The organism is Leclercia sp. 29361 (assembly GCF_011290365.1).
Taxonomy (GTDB): domain Bacteria; phylum Pseudomonadota; class Gammaproteobacteria; order Enterobacterales; family Enterobacteriaceae; genus Enterobacter; species Enterobacter tamurae.
Genome location: NZ_CP049786.1, coordinates 243,034 through 259,252 on the forward strand (window position 1 = coordinate 243,034; position 16,219 = coordinate 259,252).

Here is a 16,219-nt window from a genome sequence, read left to right on the forward strand (position 1 = left end):
ATCCTGCTAACTAATTTTATTCAACCAAATTTTCTTCATGATCCCGGGTGCAGGCTTTCCCAGCTAAGCCCAAAGCGGGCGAGATATTTGCGCAGCCGGTCAGCATCGTTAGGATTGACCTTTTTCATCCGGGAGACCGCAAAGAGTTCGCGGCCGGCCTCGGATAATGAGGCGCTACGGCGGCACACCTCCAGCACGGTTTCCAGCTGCCGCTGGTCGAAGAGATCGAGATCCATCGCCACTGCTGGCGTGGCGGTCTGCCAGTTCGCCTGCAGCCTGGCAATTTCTTCCTCAACCAGCGCTAAGGTGATGCGCCCTTGATCCGCAAGCGTGGCCATCCGCGCCACCGAGGAGCCCAGTTCACGAAAGTTACCCCGCCATAACGCCTGAGGCGAGTCAGCAAAACGCAGATAGCGCTCGCGCGCCTCTTTGTCGAAGCGAACCTGAGACTGGGCTTCGGCCGCGAAGCGTTGCAGTTCATACTCCACGTTCGGGGCGATATCTTCCCGGCGCTGCGCCAGGCCGGGCAGGGCAAAACTCCACATATTGATACGGGCGAAGAGATCCTCCCGGAAACGGCCTTCCGCTACCCACTGACGCATATCCCGGTGCGTGCCGGCAATCAGCTGAAAATCGCTCCTGACCTCTTTGTCGGAGCCAAACGGGAAGAAGGTTTTTTCTTCGATAGCCTTCAACAGCATGGCCTGTTCGTCGAGGCCCAGTTCGGCGATCTCATCTAAAAACAGCACGCCGCCGTCGGCCTCACGTAGCAGCCCGGCGCGGGCCGTTGCTGCTCCGGTAAAGGCGCCTTTGACATGACCGAAAAGGGTCGACATGGCGTTGTCACCCCGCAGCGTGGCGCAGTTTACCGCCACCAGCCTGCCTGTCAGCTGATGGCGGGATTGCTTAAGCTGGTAGATACGGTTGGCGAGGAAGGATTTTCCGGCCCCCGTTGGGCCAGTCAGCAGAACAGGAGCGGTCGAGCGCAGCGCCACACGTTCAATCTGATCGATCAAGGCGTTAAAGGTGGCATTGCGGGTCTCAATCCCGGCTTTGAGGAACGAAATGGACTCCTGCTGTTCACGCTGAAAGCGGCTGGTCAGCGTGGCATAGCGGCTTAAATCCAGATCGATGATCGAGTAGCGTCCGACGGGCACGGCCTCTTCCGGCGCGTCCCTGCTGGCGGGACCGGTCTGGATCAGACTGGCGGGGAGGTACCGCGCTTCGGTCAGCAAAAACCAGCAGATCTGCGCCACGTGGGTGCCGGTGGTGATATGCACCAGGTACTCCTCATTTTCGGTGTCAAACTTATAGCGTGTGGCGAAATCGAGAAACGCGGCGTAGACCTCTTCAAAATCCCAGGGATCGGCGATGGTGACGGGACACGGGCGCACGGTGGTATGGGGTGAGAGCAGCCTGATATCTTCCGTTAGCTGTTCCGCCATCCCCCGATCCTGGGGCTGGTGGAGCAGTTCAAGCCTGTCGACGGGGAGATCGGGCTGCTGGCAAAGCGCGACCGTTGGGCGCCATTTACGTAAGCGGTTGGCCCGCTTGCCGCGTTTGTCCATCACCGTACCCAGTACCCCAATAACCACTCGCCGCTTTTTCATGTTTATCCTGCAAGATAAAAACCCATACTAAAAGATAAAAAGGTTCTGCGGGTTACGCAATGTCCGAAAAAGTGTTGCAAATAAAAGATAACATAATCAATGGCATGTATTTTTTATGAGCAGGATGAGTAATCTGGCACGCTTCTGGCAATACTTCTCAGTAACAGACAGCCCTGAGGGTGAGCACCATGAAACAGAATGATTTTGATGTATTAAAGGCGCAACACAGCGCCCCGGTAAAAATGTGGACGCACGGGGTGCCCGTTGAGCCAGAGGCGCGCGAGCAACTGCTGAATACCGCGAAGATGCCGTTTATTTTTAAACATCTGGCGGTAATGCCGGATGTGCATCTCGGAAAAGGCTCCACCATTGGCAGCGTAATTCCCACCAAAGGGGCCATTATTCCCGCGGCGGTAGGGGTGGATATCGGCTGCGGGATGATCGCCGTGCGGACCTCACTACTGGCAGGCGATCTGCCGGATAACCTCCACGGACTGCGCAGCGCCATTGAACAGGCCGTGCCACACGGGCGCACCAACACCCGCTCCCGTCGCGACAAAGGGGCGTGGGAAAAGACGCCGGATGAAGTGGATAACCACTGGCGACAGCTGGCGCCGCGCTTCAAACGGCTGACGGATAAGTATCCGCAACTGCTGAAAACCAATAACCATCAGCACCTGGGGACACTGGGCACCGGGAACCACTTTATCGAGATCTGTCTGGACGAGCAGCAACGGGTGTGGGTCATGCTGCACAGCGGCTCGCGTGGCGTGGGCAACGCGATCGGCAACGTGTTTATCGCCCTGGCGCAGAAGGATATGCAGCAGCACATTGCCAACCTGCCGGACAGAAACCTGGCCTATTTCCAGGAGGGGAGCCGGCACTATAACGACTACATCGAAGCCGTGGAGTGGGCGCAGGATTTTGCCCGCCATAACCGCGAGGCGATGATGTCGCGGGTGCTGGCCGCGCTGTCGCGCATCGTACCAAAGCCTTTCCTGACCCAGCAGGAGGCGGTGAATTGCCATCACAACTATGTGCAGAAAGAGCGTCATTTTGGTGAAGAGGTGCTGGTGACGCGCAAAGGGGCGGTGTCGGCGCAGAAGGGCGAGATGGGGATCATCCCCGGCTCGATGGGGGCGAAGAGCTTTATCGTGCGCGGTCTGGGCAATGAAGAGAGCTTCTGCTCCTGCAGCCATGGGGCAGGGCGGGTGATGAGCCGCACGGCAGCTAAAAAACGCTTCACCGTGGCCGATCAGATCCGCGCCACGGCCCACGTCGAGTGCAGAAAAGACAACGAGGTCATCGATGAGATCCCGATGGCCTATAAAGACATCGATGCGGTCATGGCGGCGCAAGCATCCCTGGTCGAAATCGTCCATACGTTGCGCCAGGTGGTATGTGTAAAAGGATAAAGCAGATGGCTGATAATGGTGTAGATACTGTCATGCGCGAGCGCGTGCGGCAGCAACTCAACGAAATAGAACAACGATTTAATGTGACCGTGCTGTACGCCTGTGAATCGGGCAGCCGGGGCTGGGGCTTTGCGTCGCCGGACAGCGATTATGACGTGCGCTTTCTGTATGTGCATAAACCTGACTGGTATTTGCGCGTAGAGCCGCAGCGGGACGTGATCGAGCTGCCTGTCGACGATGAGCTGGAGGTGAGCGGCTGGGAGTGGCGCAAGGCGCTTGGCCTGCTGAAAGCGGCTAACCCTACGCTTATCGAGTGGCTGGATTCGCCGGTGGTCTATCAGCAGAGCGAAACCGTGATAACAGAACTACGCGCACAGGTACCCGCCTGGTTTTCCCCGGTTCGTGCGCGCTGGCACTACTACTCCATGGCGCGCAAAAACTTCCGCGGTTATTTACAGGGCGAAGAGGTGCGGCTGAAGAAGTACTTTTACGTCCTGCGTCCACTGTTAGCGGTGCGCTGGATAGAGGCCGGAAAAGGTATGCCGCCGATGCGCTTTGCCGAACTGCTGGCGGGAAGCGATCTCGATACGCCGTTACGTCAGGAGATCGATGCGCTGCTGGCGATAAAACAGCGTGGGGGAGAGGCGCAGTACGGCCCGAGACGCCCCTTGCTGCACGCATTCATCACCCGGGAGCTGGCGCGAGGCGAAAACCCGCCCACGCTGCCGGATAGCCGGGATGGCAAGATAGCCTCGCTGGATTCGCTGCTGATGAGAACGGTGCTGGCGGGATAAAAAAAGGGCCCGGTTTCCCGGGCCCTTTCCTGTTACTCAAATAAATTGTGATGCAGTTTCTGCACGACCTGCTCGGCTTCATGGCCTGGTACCAGGAAGCACAGGTTGTAGCTTGATGCGCCGTAGCAAATCATGCGGATGTTAAACGGATCCAGCACGCCAAACACCTCTTTGCCCACGCCGCTGGCGCGGGACAGCTCGTTACCGATGATCGCCACCAGGGCGAGATCTTCTTCCACCTCGACGCGGCACAGTTCCGACAGCTCCATCAGCAGGGACTGGGTCAGCAGGGTATCCCCGGTAGAGGTTGAGCCGGTGGTATCCAGGGTCAGGGCGATGTTCACTTCTGAGGTGGTCACCAGATCCACCGAGATGCTGTGGCGCGCCAGAATGCTAAACACCTCCGCCAGGAAGCCGCGGGAGTGCAGCATGCTCAGGCTGTGCAGGGTCAGCAGGGTCTGTTTGCGACGCAGGGCGATGGCGCGGAACAGCGGTGGGTTTTCAGTGGTGTTGCACACGATAGTGCCGCCCGCTTTGGGATCTTTGCTGGAACCGACGAAGACCGGGATATTGCTGCGTACCGCAGGCATCAGCGTCGCCGGGTGCAGTACTTTTGCGCCAAAGGTTGCCATCTCAGCGGCTTCTTCAAAGGCGATCACGTCAATACGTTTTGCCGCTGGCACCACGCGCGGGTCGGTGGTGTAGATACCCGGTACGTCCGTCCAGATATCGACGCGGGAGGCCTGCAGGGCTTCACCCAGCAGGGCTGCGGTGTAGTCGCTGCCGCCACGGCCCAGCGTGGTGGTACGGCCTTTGGCTTCGCTGCCGATAAAGCCCTGAGTGATGACAATCCCTTCCGCCAGACGCGGTGCCAGCTGTTGGGTGGTCAGTTCGGCAATGGCGGTAACGTCCGGCTCGGCACGGCCAAAGCGGTCGCTGGTGCGCAGCACTTTACGCACGTCAAACCACTGCGACTGAACGTTACGCTCGCGCAGCACTTCAACAAACAGCAGGGTCGACATCAGCTCGCCGTGGCTGACCAGCTCGTCGGTCAGGGCGGTGGAGGTTGCCAGCGAGGCCGCTTCCGCCAGGGTGATGATATTTTCCAGCAGTCGCTCAATCTCTTCGCTGATGACGCTCGGATTGCGCAGACGGCCAAGAATATCGAACTGAATCTTGTGCAGAGCTGCGAGCTTCGCCTGGCGCTCGCTCGCTTCCAGCCCTTCAGCAAGGGCGACCAGCAGATTGGTGACGCCAGCCGAAGCGGACAACACCACCAGGCGGGTATCAGGATCGGCCAGCACCACATCGGCGCTGCGGTTCATGGCATCAAAATCGGCCACGCTGGTACCGCCAAATTTGGCGACAACAAAACTCGTCATAACAACCTCGTGTCAGGGAAGGAAAAAAGCGACCATGGCACAAGGACAAAATAGTTTTATCGGTGCAGGCGCAAATACCGTGTGTATAAATAAAATGTGCAGGGGATCCTGTCAACGCCGGGATTATGCGGATTTTTCATGCTGCCTTCCATATGAGAAACAGGACTTATAACAGCTATACTTTTGGAGCTTTTGCGCTGCACTTGATACAGGCCAGGCCAATGGCATAAAAACCATCACAATTTTTAGCGACAGAGGCTACAATCGACCGAGGTCACAATTCTCAATTCAGAAGAGTATTGCTATGAAAAATATCAATCCAACGCAGACTTCAGCCTGGCAGGCATTACAGAAACACTTTGATGAAATGAAAGACGTCACCATCGCAGAGCTGTTCGCGAAAGACGCCGATCGTTTCAGCAAGTTCTCCGCGACCTTCGACGATCAGATGCTGGTAGATTTTTCCAAAAACCGCATCACTGAAGAGACGCTGGCAAAACTGCAGGATCTGGCGAAAGAGACCGATCTGAGCGGTGCCATCAAGTCCATGTTCTCCGGTGAGAAGATCAACCGCACCGAAGACCGCGCTGTGCTGCACGTGGCCCTGCGTAACCGTAGCAATACGCCGATTATCGTTGACGGCAAAGATGTAATGCCGGAAGTGAACGCGGTGCTGGAAAAGATGAAGACCTTCTCTGAAGCGATCATCTCAGGTAGCTGGAAAGGCTATACCGGCCAGGCGATCACTGACGTGGTGAACATCGGTATCGGCGGCTCCGACCTCGGCCCGTTCATGGTGACCGAAGCGCTGCGTCCGTACAAAAACCACCTCAACATGCACTTTGTCTCTAACGTCGATGGTACCCACATCGCCGAAGTGCTGAAAAACGTCAATCCGGAAACCACCCTGTTCCTGGTGGCGTCCAAAACCTTCACCACTCAGGAAACCATGACCAACGCCCACAGCGCGCGCGACTGGTTCCTGGAAACAGCCGGTGACCAGCAGCACGTAGCGAAACACTTCGCGGCGCTCTCCACTAACGCCAAAGCGGTAGGCGAGTTCGGCATCGACACCGCCAACATGTTTGAATTCTGGGACTGGGTGGGCGGTCGTTACTCCCTGTGGTCAGCCATCGGTCTGTCGATCATCCTCTCCGTGGGCTACGACAACTTTGTTGAGCTGCTCTCCGGCGCGCATGCGATGGATAACCACTTCGCCACCACTCCAGCAGAGAAAAACCTGCCGGTTCTGCTGGCGCTGATCGGCATCTGGTACAACAACTTCTTCGGCGCTGAAACCGAAGCGATCCTGCCGTACGATCAGTACATGCACCGTTTTGCGGCCTACTTCCAGCAGGGCAACATGGAATCCAACGGTAAATACGTTGACCGTAACGGCAACGCCGTGGATTACCAGACCGGCCCAATCATCTGGGGTGAGCCAGGCACCAACGGCCAGCATGCGTTCTATCAGCTGATCCACCAGGGCACCAAAATGGTTCCGTGCGACTTTATCGCGCCGGCCATTACCCACAACCCACTGTCCGATCACCATCCGAAACTGCTGTCGAACTTCTTCGCGCAAACTGAAGCGCTGGCGTTCGGTAAAGCGCGTGATGTGGTTGAGCAAGAGTATCGCGATCAGGGTAAAGATCCGGCGACCCTGGACCACGTGGTGCCGTTCAAAGTGTTCGAAGGCAACCGTCCGACCAACTCCATCCTGCTGCGTGAGATCACCCCGTTCAGCCTGGGCGCGCTGATTGCCCTGTATGAGCACAAAATCTTCACCCAGGGCGCGATCCTGAACATCTTCACCTTCGACCAGTGGGGCGTTGAGCTGGGCAAACAGCTGGCAAACCGCATTCTGCCAGAGCTGGGTGATAACCAGGATATCAACAGCCACGACAGCTCCACCAACGGTCTGATTAACCGTTATAAAGCCTGGCGTGCATAAGTAAGTCTGCTGCGGTCTGTGTGCCCGGTGGCGCTACGCTTACCGGGCCTACAAAACCCCGTAGGCCGGGCAAACGAAGTGCCGCCCGGCAGATCTGCACAAAACATAAACAAAAAATATAGATCCCCGTCACATTTTTGCGTTATACAGGAACCTCGCCCCGGAGAATGAGGTGCTGTATGACATCCCTGACTCGCCCACGCGTTGAATTTATCGCAACCATTCTGCAGACCGTGCTGAACCTGGGCCTGCTGAGCCTTGGCCTGATCCTGGTGGTCTTCCTCGGTAAAGAGACGGTGCATCTGGCTGATGTGCTTTTTGCCCCTGAGCAAACCAGCAAATACGAGCTGGTTGAAGGGCTGGTGGTTTACTTTCTCTACTTCGAATTTATCGCCCTGATCGTGAAGTACTTTCAGTCTGGCTTTCACTTCCCGCTGCGCTACTTTGTCTACATTGGTATCACCGCGATTGTGCGACTGATTATCGTCGATCATAAATCGCCCCTCGACGTGTTGCTCTACTCGGCGGCTATCCTGCTGCTGGTGGTCACACTCTGGCTGTGCAACTCGAAGCGACTGAAACGGGAATAAAAAAGGGCGGCCCGAGGGCCGCCGAAAACAGTCACAAGTTGGATTAGTACATCAAGGCAAAGTTGAGGGTTGCAGTGGCATAACGATGAAACTTACCCTTTCACACCCCCCGCGGTCAGGCCGTTCACCAGCCAGCGCTGAGCCAGCAGGAACACGACGGTGATCGGGATAGCGGAAAGTACGGCGGCTGCGGCAAAGTCGCCCCACAGGTAGTTTTGTGGGTTGAGGTATTGCTGCATCCCTACCGCCAGGGTGTAGCTGTTCACATCACGCAGCAGCAGTGACGCGACCGGCACTTCAGTGATGGCGGCGATAAACGACAGAATAAAGACCACCGCCAGAATCGGCACGGAGAGCGGCAGCAGCACCAGGCGGAACGCTTGCCATGGGGTGGCGCCATCCAGCGAGGCTGCTTCTTCCAGCGAGTTGTCGATGGTTTCGAAATAGCCCTTGATGGTCCAGACGTGCAGTGCGATGCCGCCGAGATAGGCGAAGATCACCCCGCCGTGGGTGTTCAGACCGATGAACGGCACGTACTGGCCGAGGCGGTCAAACAAGGCATACAGGGCCACCAGCGACAGTACCGCCGGGAACATCTGGAAAATCAGCATCCCTTTCAGCAGCGTCGCTTTCCCCTTGAAGCGCATACGGGCAAATGCGTAGGCGCAGGTAGTGGATAGGGTCACGATACCAATCGCGGTGATGGTGGCGACTTTTACCGAGTTCCACAGCCACAGCAGGACCGGGAACGGCGGCGGCGTGACGCGGCCATCAGCGTGTTCCACGCTGAAGCCCAGCGCCAGTTTCCAGTGCTCCCAGGAGATTTGCTCCGGGATCAGGCTCCCGGTGGCGAAGTTACCCGAACGCAGGGAGATGGCGATAACCATCAGCAGCGGGAACATGATCGCCGCGATAAAAATCAGCAGGCCTAAGTGCGTGGCGAAGAGGCGCAGCTTCTGAGATTTGGGTTGGACCATAGACATATTCTGTGCCCTCCTTAGTCGAATTTCATGCGTGTGGCTTTCAGGTTTACCACCGCCAGCGCGCCTACCAGCAGGAAGATCAGGGTGGCAATCGCCGCCGCCAGACCGAAGTCCTGACCACCGCCGCCTTCGAAGGCGATACGGTAGGTGTAGCTCACGAGCAGGTCGGTATAACCGGCTGGCGTGGTGGTGCCGAGACGGTCCGGGCCACCGTTGGTTAACAGCTGAATCAGCACGAAGTTGTTAAAGTTAAAGGCGAAGCTGGCGATCATCAGCGGCGTCAGCGGCTTGATCAGCAGCGGGAGCGTAATCTTAAAGAAGTTCTGGAACGGGGTCGCACCGTCCATCGCCGAGGCTTCGTACAGGTCATCCGGGATAGCTTTCAGCAGCCCCATGCACAGGATCATCATGTACGGGTAGCCGAGCCAGGTGTTGACGATAACGATCATGGTGCGGGCGGTGGTCGGGTCGCTGAACCAGGCCGGCTTGATGCCAAACAGCCCGCTCAGCATCATGTTGATTTCACCAAAGCTCTGGTTGAACAGACCCTTGAAAATCAGAATCGAGATGAACGACGGCACGGCATACGGCAGGATCAGCAAGACGCGATAAATCGCTTTTCCTTTTAACGCTTCCCACTGCACCAGGCAGGCCAGCACCATCCCAACGGCCACGGTCAGGATCACGGTCAGTACCGAGAAGACCACCGTCCAGACAAAGATAGCGAAGAACGGCTTCTGAATGCCTTCATCGGTAAAGACGCGGGTAAAGTTGTCCCAGCCGATGGTCACGGTATAGCCCGGGCTGAGTTTATCGTCGCCCCAGTTGCCGTCGGCATTCACAGACTGGTAAAAGCCAATCTCGTTGTTCGGGCGGTACTTCACGCCGGTCTGGTTGTTGGTGAGCGTGCTGTCATCGCCCAGGGTATAGAGCGGGCGGGTGCCGGAGAACTGGCGCAGCGAGCTCATGATCACTTTGCTTTCGTCCGGCAGCTCGGCGGTAATCTGGGTCAGCGCCTGACGGTTCTGGGTGATAACACGCAGGTTAGCGCGTTCCCCTTCCGGCAACGCATCCGCTTCTTTCAGGGCCAATTTCTGCTCGCCGCCAAACTTGAAGGCGTCGGAAACGTAGTATTTGCCTGCGGCATCGTCGGTCAGGGCCAGCTTCCACTCGTCGCCGGACGGGTAGAGGCCAAAGTTGAAGGTCTTACCGGCCTGATATGAACGATCCATCAGCACCTGCTGGGCGCGCTCTTGCGCGAGCTGGTTGGTGCTGCTGTAGTTGGTGAAGGCAATGGCGATGGTGCAGATCAGGGGGAACAGGACAAACAGTCCCATCCCGGCCACGCCCGGATAGACATAACGCCAGGCGTAGGCTTTACGATTGGCGAAAATATAGAGGCCGACTGCGCTTAAGATCAGCGTCATGGCGGCAAACAGGTACTCCCCCTGGGCGTACATTACAACGATAAGGTAACCCACCAGCAAGCCCAGCAGACCAATCACTGACCATTTCAGCGTGTCGCTTTGCCACCAGTGTTTCTTTTTAACGACATCCATGGGGATCTTCCTCTACAACAATTAAACAACCCTCACCCCAACCCTCTCCCTGAGGGAGAGGGGGCGGTTTTCTCCTTCTCCCTTGAGGGAGAAGGCCGGGATGAGGGGGTTACAGCCAGTCTTACTTGGTAATACGACCCTGAGCATCTTTCAGCGCGGCATCCACAGTCTGACGACCGCTGGCGGCGTTGATCACCGCAGTACGGGTGGCATACCAGAAGGCAGCCATCTGTGGGATGTTCGGCATGATTTCGCCTTTCTCGGCGTTGCTCATGGTGGCGGCGATACGTGGATCTTTCGCCAGCGTTTCCTGGAAGGATTTCAGCGCCACGGCACCCAACGGTTTGTCCTTGTTCACTTCTTCCAGACCCTGATCGGTCAGCAGGTAGTTTTCGAGGAACTCTTTCGCCAGCTCTTTGTTCGGACTAGCAGCGTTGATACCGGCGCTCAGTACGCCAACAAAGGGTTTAGACGGCTTGCCATTGAAGGTTGGCAGCACCGCCACGCCGTAGTTAATCTTGCTCTTATCGATGTTGGACCACGCCCACGGACCGTTGATGGTCATCGCGGTTTCGCCCTTGTTGAAGGCCGCTTCAGCGATGGAGTAATCGGTATCCGCGTTCATCTGCTTGTTCTTGATCAGGTCAACCAGGAAGGTCAGACCGGCTTTCGCCCCTGCGTTGTCCACGCCGACATCTTTCACGTCGTATTTGCCGTCAGCAAATTTGAACGCGTAACCGCCATCGGCAGCAATCAGCGGCCAGGTGAAGTACGGCTCTTGCAGGTTGAACATCAGCGCGCTCTTACCTTTCGCCTTCAGCTCTTTATCCAGAGCCGGGATCTCTTCCCAGGTTTTCGGCGGGTTCGGTACGAGGTCTTTGTTGTAGATCAGGGAGAGGGATTCAACCGCGACCGGGTAAGCGATCAGCTTGCCGTTGTAACGTACGGCATCCCAGGTGAATGGGAACAGTTTGTCCTGGAAGGCTTTATCCGGGGAGACTTCCGCCAGCAGGCCAGACTGTGCATAGCCGCCGAAACGGTCATGCGCCCAGAAGATGATGTCCGGGCCGTCGCCGGTCGCCGCAACCTGCGGGAATTTCTCTTCCAGCTTGTCCGGGTGTTCAACGGTAACTTTGATGCCGGTGTCTTTCTCGAATTTTTTACCCACTTCGGCCAGGCCGTTGTAGCCTTTGTCGCCGTTAATCCAGATTACCAGCTTACCTTCTTCAATTTTGGCGAGCGCCGGAGCGGAGATCATCATTGCTGCAAGGGCGGACAATGCGAAAACGCGTGCGCCAGTCTTGATATTCATATCTGCCATCCTTTTTGGTGATGTGCTGTGGATACATGAGGTGGTTCAACGTCGCTCAGTCTCCTTATTTGACATCCTCTTTCCATCCTCCTGTCCCCTACGCCCCACCCCCGCTTTATGTGATCTGCGTTGCATAAATTTAAGTTATGTGTCCCAGCGCACATAAAACTACGGTGAATTTTGCCAGTGACATCACGAATTTAGCCTCACCCCCCCGGTCGCGCTGGCGGAGCCCTCTCTCTCATCCTCCCGCCTCCTCCCCCATAAAAAAGGCTGGGGGTGGAGGATTTGCGACGCCGCGTGATACCCCATAGTGAACTTATCTTGAATGTTTCTGTCGGCGACAGGTTGTAACGAAGGGAGTAGGGCATGGCGAGCGTAGAACTGCGTAACGTAACGAAAGCCTGGGGTGACGTGGTGGTGTCAAAAGATATCAACCTCGATATCCAGGAAGGCGAATTCGTGGTTTTTGTTGGCCCGTCAGGCTGCGGTAAATCGACGCTGCTGCGCATGATTGCCGGTCTGGAAACCATCACCAGCGGTGATTTGATGATTGGCGATACCCGGATGAATGATATCCCGCCTGCGGAACGTGGCGTCGGGATGGTCTTCCAGTCCTATGCGCTCTATCCCCATCTCTCCGTTGCCGAGAACATGTCGTTCGGCCTGAAGCTGGCCGGCGCCAAAAAAGAGGTCATTAACCAGCGCGTAACTCAGGTCGCCGAAGTGCTCCAGCTGGCGCACCTGCTGGAGCGTAAGCCGAAGGCGCTCTCCGGTGGTCAGCGTCAGCGTGTGGCGATTGGCCGTACGCTGGTGGCGGAACCGCGCGTGTTCCTGCTCGATGAGCCGCTGTCGAACCTCGACGCCGCACTGCGCGTGCAGATGCGTATTGAAATCTCCCGCCTGCACAAGCGTCTGGGCCGCACCATGATTTACGTCACCCACGATCAGGTCGAAGCGATGACTCTGGCCGACAAGATTGTGGTGCTGGATGCTGGCCGCGTGGCGCAGGTTGGCAAACCGCTGGAACTCTATCACTACCCAGCAGACCGCTTTGTTGCGGGCTTTATTGGCTCGCCAAAGATGAACTTCCTGCCGGTCAAAGTCACCGCCACCGCCATTGAACAGGTTCAGGTTGAACTGCCGAACCGCCAGCAGGTGTGGTTACCGGTCGACAGCGCAAACGTCAATGTCGGGGCCAACATGTCCCTCGGGATCCGTCCTGAGCACCTGCTGCCGAGCCACATCGCTGATGTGACGCTTGAAGGCGAGGTTCAGGTGGTTGAGCAACTTGGTCACGAAACACAGATTCATATCCAGATCCCCGCCATTCGTCAGAACCTGGTGTACCGCCAGAATGACGTGGTGTTGGTAAAAGAGGGTGCCACATTCGCTATCGGCTTGCCGCCAGAGCGCTGCCATCTCTTCCGAGAAGATGGCACTGCATGTCGTCGGCTGCATCAGGAGCCCGGCGTTTAAGCAATCCCAATAATAAGCACGAAACCATCAGGTGAAGTGTTCAAAGAAAAGCAATGATCTCAGGAGATAGAACAATGATTACTCTGCGCAAAGTCCCTCTGGCGGTCGCCATTGCGGCAGGCATCCTGTCTGCCCAGGCCGGCGCTGTAGACTTTAAAGGTTATGCTCGTTCTGGCATTGGCTGGACCGGGAGTGGTGGCGAACAGCAGTGTTTCCAGGCAACAGGTGCACAAAGTAAATACCGTCTTGGTAACGAATGTGAAACCTATGCCGAGATTAAACTGGGCCAGGAAGTGTGGAAAGAGGGCGACAAGAGCTTCTATTTCGACACCAACGTAGCGTATTCCGTTTCTCAGCGTAATGACTGGGAAGCCACTGACCCGGCATTCCGTGAAGCAAACGTGCAGGGTAAAAACCTGATTGAATGGCTGCCAGGCTCCACCATCTGGGCCGGTAAGCGCTTCTATCAGCGTCATGACGTTCACATGATCGACTTCTACTACTGGGATATCTCCGGCCCTGGTGCGGGTATCGAAAACATCGATCTGGGCTTCGGTAAACTCTCTCTGGCAGCGACCCGTTCTTCTGAATCCGGCGGCTCTTCTGCGTTCGCTGACTTCGATACTGATGGCAACCGTATTTACGACAATATCGTGCCGAACGATGTCTTCGACGTTCGTTTAGCCGGTATGGAAATCAACCCAGGCGGTACCCTGGAGCTGGGCGTTGACTACGGTCACACCAACATTCCAGACGACTACTACCTGCAACCTGGCGCCTCTAAAGATGGCTGGATGTTCACCGCTGAACATACCCAGAGCATGTTGAAAGGCTTCAACAAGTTTGTGCTGCAGTACGCAACGGATTCCATGACCTCTAACGGGAAAGGTATTCCGCAGGGTGCTGGCCTGAACAACAACGGTTCTCTGATCCGCGTTCTCGACCACGGTGCCATCACCCTGGCAGACCAGTGGGATCTGATGTACGTCGGTATGTACCAGAATATCGATCTGGACAACAACAACGGTACCGAGTGGTGGACCGTCGGTATTCGTCCTATGTACAAATGGACACCAATCATGTCCACCCTGCTGGAAGTTGGCTATGACAACGTGAAATCCCAGCGTACTGAAGACAACAACAACCAGTACAAAATCACCCTGGCACAACAGTGGCAGGCTGGCGACAGCATCTGGTCTCGTCCGGCTATCCGTGTCTTCGCAACCTACGCCAAGTGGGATGAGAAATGGGGTTACGCTAACAATGGCGATACCGGTTACTCCTCTGGCGTAGCGTATAACGACACCTCCGCGAAGACCTTCAGCCGCGGCGACAACGATGAGTGGACCTTCGGTGCCCAGATGGAAATCTGGTGGTAAGACGTAGTCTCTGATGTATTGACCTAAAAGAGGGGCGCAAGCCCCTCTCTTCATAGAGTCCTGCGCGCTATTGCCTGGCCACCGCAGTGCTTATGCTATCTGAGGTAATAACAATGAAAATGAAGAAAAGTCTCGTCGCGCTGTGCCTCTCTGCAGGGTTGCTGGCAAGTGCTCCCGCCATCACCCTGGCGAACGTCAATTTTGTTCCACAAAACACCAGCGCCGCGCCTGCTGTTCCGGCCGCCGCGCTGCAACAGCTGGTCTGGACGCCTGTCGACCAGTCTAAAACCCAGACCACCCAGCTCTCTACCGGCGGTCAGTCGCTTAATGTGCCGGGGATTGCCGGCCCGGTGGCCGCCTACAGCGTGCCTGCCAATATCGGTGAAATCACCCTCACGCTGACCAGTATTGTCAATAAACAAACCAGCGTATTTGCCCCGAACGTGCTGATTCTGGATCAGAACCTGACGCCATCGGCTTACTTCCCGAGCGAATACTTCACCTACCAGGAGCCGGGCGTGATGAGCGCGGACCGCCTGGAAGGGGTCATGCGCCTGACGCCAGCGCTGGGTCAGCAAAAACTCTATGTGCTGGTGTTTACTACCGATAAAGATCTGCAGCACACCACCAAACTTCTCAACCCGGCAAAAGCCTATGCCAAAGGCACCGGCAACGCCGTACCGGATATTCCGGACCCGCTTGCCCGCCACGTTACCGAGGGTGAGCTGAAGCTGAAAGTCTCGACCAACAACGCCTCCAGCGTGCTGGTCGGCCCGCTGTTTGGCTCTTCCGGCCCGGGTCCGGTCACAGTGGGTAACACCGCAGCGCCAGCTCCGGTCTATGCCGCGCCAGTCGCTGCACCGACTACCGCTGCTGCCCCAGTCGCTGCCCCGGTTGCCGCGAAGAAGAGCGAGCCGGTGCTTAACGACACCGAAACCTACTTCAATCAGGCGATTAAACAGGCAGTTGCTAAAGGCGACGTCGACAAGGCGCTGAAACTTCTTGATGAAGCCGAGCGTTTAGGCTCGACCACTGCCCGTTCCACCTTTATCAGCAGTGTAAAAGGCAAGGGGTGACCGTCTCCCCACAGTGCTGATTTTGTCAGTAGTTTGGTGCGCCCTTACGGGCGCACTTTTTTTGCACGGTCTGCCGCTGTTGCATCTCTGTTGCGATAATGTTCGCTAGTTCACGTTTGCCCGCCCCCATTCCGCGTTTCTGCGATACAATAGCTTCACGTTATGTATCGGAGAGTCTGGCATGTCACACCCCGCGCTAACGCAACTGCGCGCGCTGCGTTATTTTGACGAAATCCCTGCGCTGGAACCGGAGCAGCTCGACTGGCTGCTGCTGGAAGATTCCATGACCAAACGTTTTGAGCAGCAGGGCAAAAAGGTCACCGTGACCCTTATTCAGGAAGGATTCGTCACGCCTGACGCGGTAGCGGATGAACTGCCGTTGCTGCCGAAAGAGGCCCGTTACTGGCTGCGGGAGATCCTGCTCTGTGCCGACGGCGAGCCGTGGCTGGCCGGGCGCACCGTGGTGCCGGAATCTACTCTTACCGGGCCGGAGCTGGCGCTGCAGCAGATGGGCAAAACCCCGCTGGGACGTTATCTGTTCACCTCCTCCGAGCTTACCCGTGATTTTATTGAGATTGGTCGCGATGCCGGGCTATTGGGACGTCGTTCCCGCCTGCGCCTGAGTGGTAAACCCTTGATGCTGACCGAGCTGTTTTTACCGGCGTCGCCGTTGTACTAAGAGGAAG

The 16,219-nt window shown here is 56.8% G+C and carries 13 protein-coding genes; 8 read left to right on the top strand and 5 right to left on the bottom strand.

The window, feature by feature from the left end:
* Window positions 1-35: 35 nt before the first annotated feature.
* Window positions 36-1,610 (bottom strand): RNA repair transcriptional activator RtcR, encoded by a 1,575-nt coding sequence (gene rtcR / locus G7090_RS01145; protein ID WP_166181262.1) that lies wholly within the window; start codon window positions 1,608-1,610, stop codon window positions 36-38.
* A gap of 188 nt (window positions 1,611-1,798) precedes the next feature.
* Between rtcR and G7090_RS01150 the strand changes: the two genes are divergently transcribed.
* Together G7090_RS01150 and G7090_RS01155 are read left to right on the top strand one after the other, a co-directional pair.
* Window positions 1,799-3,025, top strand: coding sequence for an RtcB family protein (locus tag G7090_RS01150; RefSeq protein ID WP_166181265.1), 1,227 nt, complete (start codon window positions 1,799-1,801; stop codon window positions 3,023-3,025).
* Between the two features lie 5 nt (window positions 3,026-3,030).
* A complete protein-coding gene (locus G7090_RS01155) occupies window positions 3,031-3,819 on the top strand; it encodes a nucleotidyltransferase domain-containing protein (RefSeq protein WP_166181267.1) in 789 nt (262 codons plus the stop codon).
* A gap of 32 nt (window positions 3,820-3,851) precedes the next feature.
* Here the strand turns inward: G7090_RS01155 and lysC are convergent, their stop codons facing one another.
* Window positions 3,852-5,201: a lysine-sensitive aspartokinase 3 gene (gene lysC, locus G7090_RS01160; protein WP_106993914.1), complete on the bottom strand. Its 1,350-nt coding sequence runs from the start codon at window positions 5,199-5,201 to the stop codon at window positions 3,852-3,854.
* A 304-nt stretch (window positions 5,202-5,505) separates the two neighbouring features.
* Here lysC and pgi point away from each other — a divergent pair, with 304 nt between their 5' ends.
* Both pgi and psiE read left to right on the top strand, forming a co-directional pair.
* Complete coding sequence (pgi, locus tag G7090_RS01165) at window positions 5,506-7,155, top strand: glucose-6-phosphate isomerase (protein WP_166181269.1); 1,650 nt, start codon at window positions 5,506-5,508, stop codon at window positions 7,153-7,155.
* Between the two features lie 179 nt (window positions 7,156-7,334).
* Entirely contained in the window at window positions 7,335-7,745 is a 411-nt protein-coding gene (gene psiE, locus G7090_RS01170) for a phosphate-starvation-inducible protein PsiE (RefSeq protein ID WP_106993916.1), read from the top strand.
* Window positions 7,746-7,837: 92 nt separating this feature from the next.
* Here the strand turns inward: psiE and malG are convergent, their stop codons facing one another.
* The 3 genes from malG to malE all read right to left on the bottom strand — a co-directional run bounded on the left by malG (window position 7,838) and on the right by malE (window position 11,599).
* Window positions 7,838-8,728: a maltose ABC transporter permease MalG gene (gene malG, locus G7090_RS01175; RefSeq protein ID WP_106993917.1), complete on the bottom strand. Its 891-nt coding sequence runs from the start codon at window positions 8,726-8,728 to the stop codon at window positions 7,838-7,840.
* 14 nt (window positions 8,729-8,742) lie between these two features.
* Window positions 8,743-10,287 (bottom strand): maltose ABC transporter permease MalF, encoded by a 1,545-nt coding sequence (malF, locus tag G7090_RS01180; RefSeq protein ID WP_166181271.1) that lies wholly within the window; start codon window positions 10,285-10,287, stop codon window positions 8,743-8,745.
* Window positions 10,288-10,408: 121 nt separating this feature from the next.
* Window positions 10,409-11,599 (bottom strand): maltose/maltodextrin ABC transporter substrate-binding protein MalE, encoded by a 1,191-nt coding sequence (gene malE, locus G7090_RS01185; RefSeq protein ID WP_106993919.1) that lies wholly within the window; start codon window positions 11,597-11,599, stop codon window positions 10,409-10,411.
* A 369-nt stretch (window positions 11,600-11,968) separates the two neighbouring features.
* Between malE and malK the strand changes: the two genes are divergently transcribed.
* The 4 genes from malK (at window position 11,969) to ubiC (ending at window position 16,212) form a co-directional block, all read left to right on the top strand.
* Window positions 11,969-13,078 carry a maltose/maltodextrin ABC transporter ATP-binding protein MalK gene (malK, locus tag G7090_RS01190; protein WP_106993920.1) on the top strand — a complete coding sequence of 370 codons (1,110 nt, stop codon included), beginning with the start codon at window positions 11,969-11,971 and terminating at the stop codon, window positions 13,076-13,078.
* A 74-nt stretch (window positions 13,079-13,152) separates the two neighbouring features.
* Entirely contained in the window at window positions 13,153-14,457 is a 1,305-nt protein-coding gene (locus tag G7090_RS01195; RefSeq protein WP_225759802.1) for a maltoporin, read from the top strand.
* A gap of 113 nt (window positions 14,458-14,570) precedes the next feature.
* Window positions 14,571-15,533, top strand: a complete 963-nt coding sequence (malM, locus tag G7090_RS01200; RefSeq protein ID WP_166181274.1) for a maltose operon protein MalM — start codon at window positions 14,571-14,573, stop codon at window positions 15,531-15,533.
* 181 nt (window positions 15,534-15,714) lie between these two features.
* A complete protein-coding gene (gene ubiC / locus G7090_RS01205) occupies window positions 15,715-16,212 on the top strand; it encodes a chorismate lyase (RefSeq protein WP_106993923.1) in 498 nt (165 codons plus the stop codon).
* Window positions 16,213-16,219: the final 7 nt, after the last annotated feature.

Coding starts and splice junctions, on each gene's coding strand:
- G7090_RS01150 (WP_166181265.1), top strand. CDS start 1,799: ATGAAACAGAATGATTTTGATGTATTAAAGGCGCAACACAGCGCCCCG.
- malE (WP_106993919.1), bottom strand. CDS start 11,599: ATGAATATCAAGACTGGCGCACGCGTTTTCGCATTGTCCGCCCTTGCA.
- G7090_RS01195 (WP_225759802.1), top strand. CDS start 13,153: ATGATTACTCTGCGCAAAGTCCCTCTGGCGGTCGCCATTGCGGCAGGC.
- ubiC (WP_106993923.1), top strand. CDS start 15,715: ATGTCACACCCCGCGCTAACGCAACTGCGCGCGCTGCGTTATTTTGAC.
- G7090_RS01155 (WP_166181267.1), top strand. CDS start 3,031: ATGGCTGATAATGGTGTAGATACTGTCATGCGCGAGCGCGTGCGGCAG.
- psiE (WP_106993916.1), top strand. CDS start 7,335: ATGACATCCCTGACTCGCCCACGCGTTGAATTTATCGCAACCATTCTG.
- malF (WP_166181271.1), bottom strand. CDS start 10,287: ATGGATGTCGTTAAAAAGAAACACTGGTGGCAAAGCGACACGCTGAAA.
- pgi (WP_166181269.1), top strand. CDS start 5,506: ATGAAAAATATCAATCCAACGCAGACTTCAGCCTGGCAGGCATTACAG.
- rtcR (WP_166181262.1), bottom strand. CDS start 1,610: ATGAAAAAGCGGCGAGTGGTTATTGGGGTACTGGGTACGGTGATGGAC.
- malG (WP_106993917.1), bottom strand. CDS start 8,728: ATGTCTATGGTCCAACCCAAATCTCAGAAGCTGCGCCTCTTCGCCACG.
- lysC (WP_106993914.1), bottom strand. CDS start 5,201: ATGACGAGTTTTGTTGTCGCCAAATTTGGCGGTACCAGCGTGGCCGAT.
- malM (WP_166181274.1), top strand. CDS start 14,571: ATGAAAATGAAGAAAAGTCTCGTCGCGCTGTGCCTCTCTGCAGGGTTG.
- malK (WP_106993920.1), top strand. CDS start 11,969: ATGGCGAGCGTAGAACTGCGTAACGTAACGAAAGCCTGGGGTGACGTG.